Consider the following 7,703-nt stretch of genomic DNA (forward strand, 5'->3'; position numbering starts at 1 on the left):
TCCCGAGAGTTCGATATTTGTTAACAAAGGCAGGTCTCCTGGCTTCGCGTCTTGTTGTTTCCCTTCCCGTCCTAAAACAGTGGTTTGTAGTTAACAACAAGCATTCCTTACAGAACTAAGCTTACAGTTGCGGGTACAGCTCAAGATTTTCGAATGTTGATTTTGATAATTTCAATCTTCAATTACTTGATTCCCTTTTAATGTGTCTAAAAAATATGGCACAACCTTAATGTGGGTGCAAATATAAAGTTAAAAAAGCTTAAAAATCAATGCTATTTGATTTTTTAACGCTATTCATAAACAAAGTAAAAGTAGGTTTTCTTTAGATTTCAACTTTTATAACCTGTCCAAAATCGACTTTGTTTTGAAAAGCATCTTTAAGAGGAAGAGAATTTAAAAGGCATAAAATACTTCGTACAACTCCGGCATGTGCAACAATAATTGACTTTGATGAGGTTTTAGTAAGTATTTCGTTTTCCATAAAATGAGTGACTCTTTCATGCAAATCGATGAAAGATTCTCCGTTTGGAACTCGAATATTTACGAAATCTTCCATCCACGGATTTAAATCTTCTTGAGCAATTTCATTCCAATTTTTCATTTCCCAATCGCCAAAATTCATTTCCATCAAGCGTTTGTCTTCTTGGTAGTTTGAAATTTTGTTTTCTTGTTGGATATGCTCAGCGAGTAATACGCAACGTTTCAGCGGACTTGAATATAACAATGCGTCTTGAGGTAATTGCTTTACGATGTTGTCAAAAATCAAATCGTATGGTTCAGCAATATTTACATCGGTTTGACCGTAGCAAATTCCTTTTTCGCAAACAGTTTCGGTATGACGAACTAAATAAATTTCCATATTGCTATAACACTTAAGTAAAAAATAACTTCGCAAACTTGTTGTGTTGCGCCTAGACAATCTCCAGTGTAACCATCAATCCATTTCTGGAAATAACGAGCTAAGAAATAACGAGCCAGAAAAACAGGGATTATAACCAAAAGTAATTGGTATTGAAAAAAAGAAAGTACTAAAAGAGGTAATAAACCAAAAAAGAAAGAACCTAAAACTTCTTTCCAACTAAAGTTTTTTGCAATTGGTTTGCTTTTGCTTGTAGCATCTTCACGAGAATATTCATGAGTAAATACAATACTTATTGCGGCTAAACGGCTAATAGAATGCCCTGCAATAAACAATAACAAGATAGTAAATGCTGATTGCTGGTTTGTGATTGTTTCTGTGGTTACTAGTTCTGAAAGTAATTGAAACTTCAATAAAAACAATAATACAACTCCAATGGCTCCATAAGCACCAATGGCACTATCTTTCATAATTAATAAAATCTTTTCTTTAGTCCAACCACCACCAAAGCCATCACAAACATCGGCAAAACCATCTTCGTGAAAAGCACCTGTAGTCAAGATTCCGGCAATCATTCCTATAATTACTGCAGCAGATAATGATACTAAAAATGCAGCGCCATAAAATGCCAGAAAAGAAATCCCTCCAACAATCCAACCAATCAAAGGGAAATAGCGACTTGCTTTATTAAGATAATCAGGATTATGATCGATGTTTTTAGGGCAAGGAATCCTTGTGTAGAACATTAATGCAGTAAAAAATATATGGAGTTGTTTTTTCATTTAAGAGTTTTGTTTTATTTAGGTGATTACTGAAACTAAAAACTGTTACTGTCATTTATTACTCACCCCAGCATTCTCAAAAGTAGCCATTTCGTTTAGGAAAGCAGTTGCCGATTGTAATATGGGTAATGCAATTGCACAGCCAGTTCCTTCGCCTAATCGTAAATCAAGTTGTAATACTGATTTGGCTTCAAGATAATCTAATAATTTCTGATGTCCTTGTTCAGCCGAAGAATGACAGAAAATAGCATTCTTTTTAATATCAGGATTTATTTTAAAGGCAATTAAAAAAGCGACAGTACAAATAAAACCATCTACAAGAATAAGCATATTGTTTTTATAAGCGGCTAACATTCCGCCAGTCATTTGCATGATTTCAAAACCACCAAAATAGGCGAGTTGTTCTTTTAATTCGGCTTGACCAGAATAATTTCCGATAGCTTTTTTTAAGATTTCCTGTTTCTCAATTAATTTAGCATCATCAACTCCAGTCCCTTTTCCCACGCATTCTTCTATAGAGAAACCAGTTAAAATACTCATTAAGACAGATGCTGTAGAGGTGTTTCCAATACCCATTTCGCCAAAACCAATACAATTACTTCCAGTTTTTGCAATAGAATCTACTATTTCAGAACCTTTCAAAAAGCACAATTGCAGTTCAGTTTCGCTCATAGCGGGAACGTGTAAAAAGGATTGAGTTCCCTTAGCAATTTTGGCATTAATTAAATTGGCATTTGTAGGGAAATCATAATTTACACCAGCATCTACAATAGAAAGTCCGATATTATTTTGTTTACAAAACACATTAATTGCAGCGCCACCTTCAAGAAAATTACCAACCATTTGTCTGGTAACATCTTGCGGATATGCACTCACACCATGATTAGCAATTCCGTGGTCTGCGGCAAAAACAACGATATTAGGTTTTATAATCTCAGGATTCAAAGTCTGGAAAACAGTCCCGATTTGGAATGCTAACTTTTCTAAAATACCCAAAGCGCCAAGAGGCTTCGTTTTTGAGTCAATTTTATGTTGTAGTGATTCTTTGAAAGAAGCAGTAACTTCAATTTTTGATTGATTGTCTAAATCTAATTTCGGAACAAAATTCTCATTTATGGTTTTGATTTCAGTACAATCAAAAGTTTCCGATTTCTGTTTCCAATTTAATTGCTGCAACATCGGCTGATTATCGTAGTTTGTTGCAGGTTTGCCAATACAAAAATATCCCAGAGGTTCGATGTTTTCGGGTAAGTCAATTATTTTCTTAAACTGATAATAGTTTAAAATAGAAACCCAACCCATGCCGTAACCTTGTTCTGTAAGAGATAACCAGATATTTTGCGCAGCACAAACTGAGCTAAATTTTACCGCTTCGTTACTGCCAACGGTTCCTATTGTAAAGTTATTTAGTACAGCGCGATCATACGCAATAATCATCCCAATCGGAGCTTCTTCTATAGCTTCTAGTTTCAAGGATTTATAGTGCTCTTTTTGGTGCTCGTCATCAGTTAATGATTCTGCTTTTTTATTATAATCCAAAAATAAATCTTTGATAGCTTTTTTAACCCCATCAGATTTTATGATATAGTATTTAGTTGCATCAGTCAAACCTACCGAAGGTGCCCAATGTCCTGCCTGCAAAGCTTTTTGGATAACTTCGTCAGGAACTTCATCATTTGTAAAATGGCGTGTATCACGGCGTGATTTTAAAATATCATCTAAATAACTCATATTTTTTTTCTTTTTAAGGTTCAAAGGCGCAAAGGTTCAGAGGGACAAAGCCAATTTACCCTTTTATTTTTACCGGAATTCCAGAAACCATTAGCACAACAGTATCGGCATTTTTTGCAAGAAACTGATTCATCCAACCTTGTAATTCCGTAAATTTTCTTCCTACGTGGGTATCAGCATGAAGTCCCATTCCGATTTCGTTGGTTACAATTATCAAAGTTGCATCAGGCTGATTGGCTATTTTCAAAAATTCAGCTTTAGCTTCATCAAGAGATAATGCAACATCGTTTTTAGTGTCAACAAAAAAGTTCGTTAACCAAAGCGTTACACAATCAATCAAAGCCACTTTACTCGAAAAATCAATTTCGCTTAAGTGTTTTTCCTTTTCAATATTTGTCCAGCGTTCGTCGCGTTCTTGTTGGTGTCTGTCAATTCTGTTCTGGAAATCTTCATCCCATTTTCGAGCCGTCGCCACATACATTGGTGTGTTCGTAAGTTCTAAAGCCAGTTCCTGAGCATAACTGCTTTTCCCCGAACGTTCCCCACCAGTAATCAAGTAAACCATTTTTTATAATTGTTAATTATGAATTGTAAATTTAAGAAGGGCGTTCCCTTCGGTCGGGCTATTCGCTATATCTTTTATTTTTTAAAGAAAAAAATAAAAGGATGCCGCTACTATCCCTAACGCAACCATTTAATTAATTATTAGTTGTTAATTATTAATTAATTAATTGTAAGTTGCTGCTTAGTAGTTTTAAGGATACTAGTTATAAGTTTTAATATTGAAATAGCATCATTATAAATGGTTTCAAATTGTTTTTCATTTAAATAATCAGTTGCTTTTAATAATTCTAACCAATAAACGGATTCATTGGCCTCTTTTTGAGCAATCGCAAATTTATGGATAAAATCATTTTTACTTTCAGCATGTTCAGCTTCTCGAACCATTGCGCCAATACTCGTTCCCGATCTTAAAAGTTGTTTAGAAAGTGTAAATTCCTTTTTCTCGACACATAAGTATTGATATAATTTAACTATCCGAATGGCGAAATCAAAACTTTTATCTTTTACAATATTACTTTTCATAATTAATAACTAACAATTAATAATTTACAATTATTTATATGGACAATGTCTACATTTATTTCCGCAACAACTTCCTCTTTTTAGATGAAACCATTCCTTAAAAACATAATTCCCATTTTCCAGATAATAGTCAATTCCTTCAATAAGCGTATTGTTTTTGGGTAAAACCGAGGCTTTATTATCAATCGCAATTTCGGGAGTAATTGTATTTACAAAATCATCTATTTTTACAGTGCAAGCATTTTTAAAACAATTTGGGCAAAGACAATCTACAACTTCCGAAGGTACAAAAATAGGAGGGAAGTCGTTACACCAACATTTGTTTCCATCAGGAGAATCTCCGCAATTAAATGCGGTTCCGCAGCTAGAGCAATTTTTTACTTTAAGACCATTCATGTTACAAAGATACTATTTGTTCAATTTTTTACGTTTAAAAGTAAACAAGAAATTTAGAAATTGCGCTACCTTTGTCGCTATCCAAATTGCAAAATATGAAATCATCGTGATTCAAAATCAGATTAGATATTTCATATTTCTTTAAAAAACAAACACTAACTATATATGAAATCATCATTGCATAAAGTTGTTTTTCTTTTCTCGTTTTTAGTAGTATTAGGATGCAAGAAAAACGAAAGTACTCCAGAAATAAAAGCCGAAACAGGACAAAACAGTATTGAATATGCTTCTGGACTTTCCATCAATAAATTCACAGGATATTCAGTTGTAAAAGTTACAAACCCTTGGCCAGATGCTGGAAAAGATTATACTTATGTATTAAAAGAAAAAGACGGAGTTGTACCAGATAGTTTAAAAAGTTACACAACCATTCAGGTTCCGTTACAAACAATTGTAGTAACATCAACAACCAATATTCCGTTTTTAGAAATGTTGGATGTCGAAAACAATTTAGTTGGTTTTCCACATACCGATTATGTTTCTTCTGAGAAAACCAGAAAATTAATAGACAAAGGCTCTGTTAAGAATGTAGGTCAAAACGAAAAATTAAATATCGAACAACTTATAGAATTAGCACCAAATCTAATTGTTACTTTCGGGGTAGATAACAACAACCCAATGTTGGATAATTTACAAAAAAGTGGTTTAAAAGTTCTTATTCAAGCCGATTGGATGGAACAATCACCACTAGGAAAAGCTGAGTGGATTAAACTTTACGGAGCCTTATTCGGAAAAGAAGCAGAAGCAAAAGAACTTTTTGATAAAATCGTAACGAGTTATAAAGAAGCTAAGAAATTAGTAGAATCTAAGAAAGCAACTTCTACAGTTTTATATGGTTCTATGTATATGGATCAGTGGTATGTTGCCAAAGGAAATAGTTGGGTGGCACAATTTATGGCCGATGCCAAAGCCGATTATTTATGGGCAGATCTAAAAGGAACAGGAAGCCAGGGATTATCATTTGAAAAAATATTAGACAAAGCCAAAACAGCTTCAGTCTGGATTGCAACAGGTTCTTTTAAATCATTATCAGAATTAGAAAAAAGCAACCCACATTACAGTCAGTTCGATGCTTTCAAAACAAAAAATGTATATACATTCGAGAGTAAATTTGGAGCTACAGGAGGAACAATTTATTACGAATTGGCACCAAGCCGCCCAGATTTAGTTCTTAAAGATTACATCAAGATATTTCATCCAGAATTATTGCCTAGTTATGAATTTACGTTTGCGTCTAAATTAAACTAATTTCAATTGGCGAATCAAAAGCGAAATACAATCTTGTTCTTTATACTCGGTTTAGCACTTTTGTTACTATTCTTTCTGGATATTAGTTTCGGGTCGATTACAATCCCGTTTAAAGAAGTGTATACCAGTTTAACTGGAGGGGAAGCAAGTAAATCGACATGGGAATATATCATAATTAATTACCGTTTGCCCAAAGCAATTACGGCAGTATTGGTAGGTGTAGGATTATCGATAAGCGGTTTGTTAATGCAAACATTATTTAGGAATCCATTAGCAGGTCCCGATGTTTTAGGATTAAGTTCCGGAGCAATATTAGCCGTGGCAATAGTAATTTTAGGAGCAGGTTTATTGCCTTCATTTTTAAATACAATTTTGTTGTCAAGCTACGGGATAGTATTTGCATCTACATTAGGAAGTATTTCAGTTTTATTCTTGGTTTTATTAGTATCGCAACGGTTACGAAACACAATGGCTATTTTAATTGTCGGGCTTATGTTCGGTAGTTTTACTAGTGCCATTGTTGGAGTTCTAACCTATTTTAGTTCAGCAGAACAATTGCAGAAATTTACCTTTTGGTCATTAGGAAGTCTAGGGAATCTTTCCTGGTCGTCGATTGTAGTTTTAGCAGTTAGTGTTAGTATCGGTTTGCTTTTAAGCGTGAGTAGTATTAAACCATTAAACGCATTACTTCTTGGAGAGAATTATGCCAAAAGCATGGGACTTAATTTCAAGAAAACAAGACTTATAATTATTCTAGCCACAAGTATTTTGGCAGGAAGTGTTACTGCATTTGCAGGTCCAATTGCTTTTATAGGATTAGCCGTTCCGCATATTGCTAAGCTTACATTTAGAACCAGTAATCATGCAGTTTTATATTGGAGTACTCTTTTTTATGGAGGAATAATTATGTTGTTTTGCGACATCGCATCACAATTACCAGGATTAGAAACCACATTACCGATTAATGCGATAACATCAATAATTGGAGCACCAGTAGTAATTTGGTTATTAGTCCGAAAAAGAAATTTTGAGTAAAATACTTACAAATATTTAGTATCTTGTTTTTTTAACACATAGAAACATAGTTTTTATTTTAATTAAAGAATTAATGATTACTCAGAAATATTTAGATGAATTGACTTATGAAGTAATTGGAGCATCTATAGAAGTACATAAAACAATTGGAAAAGGATTATTAGAAAGTGTTTATCATCAATGTCTGAAAGAAGAACTATCATATAGAAAATTAAATTTTTTCACAGAGATGAAAGTGCCGATAATCTATAAAGGCAAAGATTTAAATACAGATTTAAGATGTGACTTATTTGTTGAGAATTGTTTTGTGGTTGAGTTAAAGTCAGTTTCTGAAATAAATGCAATGCATCAAGCACAACTTTTAACTTATATGAAACTGTTAAAAGCACCAAAAGGAATTATAATCAATTTTAATTGTTTTAATATCTTTAAAGATGGTCAAAAAACATTTGTAAATGAATATTTCAGTTTATTACCAAAACTGTAATCAGTTACTTTTATCTATG

Annotated in this window: 9 protein-coding genes and 1 riboswitch; of the genes, 3 read left to right on the forward strand and 6 right to left on the reverse strand. The window is 33.3% G+C overall.

Going from position 1 to position 7,703, the window contains the following annotated elements; genetic code table 11:
- Positions 1–11: 11 nt before the first annotated feature.
- Positions 12–244, reverse strand: a riboswitch (cobalamin riboswitch).
- A gap of 78 nt (positions 245–322) precedes the next feature.
- The 6 genes from cobC to IW20_RS15910 all read right to left on the reverse strand — a co-directional run bounded on the left by cobC (position 323) and on the right by IW20_RS15910 (position 4,854).
- The gene (gene cobC, locus IW20_RS15885; protein WP_035624401.1) at positions 323–859 is read right to left on the reverse strand and encodes an alpha-ribazole phosphatase; all 537 of its coding nucleotides are present in this window, start codon (positions 857–859) and stop codon (positions 323–325) included.
- Entirely contained in the window at positions 844–1,641 is a 798-nt protein-coding gene (locus IW20_RS15890; protein WP_035624403.1) for an adenosylcobinamide-GDP ribazoletransferase, read from the reverse strand. Before IW20_RS15890 ends, cobC begins: the two co-directional genes overlap by 16 nt.
- A gap of 51 nt (positions 1,642–1,692) precedes the next feature.
- The gene (gene cobT, locus IW20_RS25785; RefSeq protein ID WP_081912495.1) at positions 1,693–3,372 is read right to left on the reverse strand and encodes a nicotinate-nucleotide--dimethylbenzimidazole phosphoribosyltransferase; all 1,680 of its coding nucleotides are present in this window, start codon (positions 3,370–3,372) and stop codon (positions 1,693–1,695) included.
- Between the two features lie 55 nt (positions 3,373–3,427).
- On the reverse strand, positions 3,428–3,937 hold the full coding sequence (gene cobU / locus IW20_RS15900; RefSeq protein ID WP_035624405.1) for a bifunctional adenosylcobinamide kinase/adenosylcobinamide-phosphate guanylyltransferase: 510 nt from the start codon (positions 3,935–3,937) through the stop codon (positions 3,428–3,430).
- A gap of 158 nt (positions 3,938–4,095) precedes the next feature.
- Positions 4,096–4,458: a four helix bundle protein gene (locus tag IW20_RS15905; protein ID WP_035624407.1), complete on the reverse strand. Its 363-nt coding sequence runs from the start codon at positions 4,456–4,458 to the stop codon at positions 4,096–4,098.
- A 30-nt stretch (positions 4,459–4,488) separates the two neighbouring features.
- Positions 4,489–4,854: a DUF5522 domain-containing protein gene (locus tag IW20_RS15910; protein WP_035624409.1), complete on the reverse strand. Its 366-nt coding sequence runs from the start codon at positions 4,852–4,854 to the stop codon at positions 4,489–4,491.
- A gap of 165 nt (positions 4,855–5,019) precedes the next feature.
- Here IW20_RS15910 and IW20_RS15915 point away from each other — a divergent pair, with 165 nt between their 5' ends.
- The 3 genes from IW20_RS15915 to IW20_RS15925 all read left to right on the forward strand — a co-directional run bounded on the left by IW20_RS15915 (position 5,020) and on the right by IW20_RS15925 (position 7,684).
- Positions 5,020–6,162, forward strand: a complete 1,143-nt coding sequence (locus tag IW20_RS15915) for an ABC transporter substrate-binding protein (protein WP_035624413.1) — start codon at positions 5,020–5,022, stop codon at positions 6,160–6,162.
- Between the two features lie 6 nt (positions 6,163–6,168).
- On the forward strand, positions 6,169–7,197 hold the full coding sequence (locus IW20_RS15920; RefSeq protein WP_035624415.1) for an iron ABC transporter permease: 1,029 nt from the start codon (positions 6,169–6,171) through the stop codon (positions 7,195–7,197).
- A 73-nt stretch (positions 7,198–7,270) separates the two neighbouring features.
- A complete protein-coding gene (locus IW20_RS15925) occupies positions 7,271–7,684 on the forward strand; it encodes a GxxExxY protein (protein WP_035624418.1) in 414 nt (137 codons plus the stop codon).
- Positions 7,685–7,703 lie beyond the last annotated feature (19 nt).

The sequence above is a fragment of the Flavobacterium hydatis genome (assembly GCF_000737695.1).
Classification (GTDB): domain Bacteria; phylum Bacteroidota; class Bacteroidia; order Flavobacteriales; family Flavobacteriaceae; genus Flavobacterium; species Flavobacterium hydatis.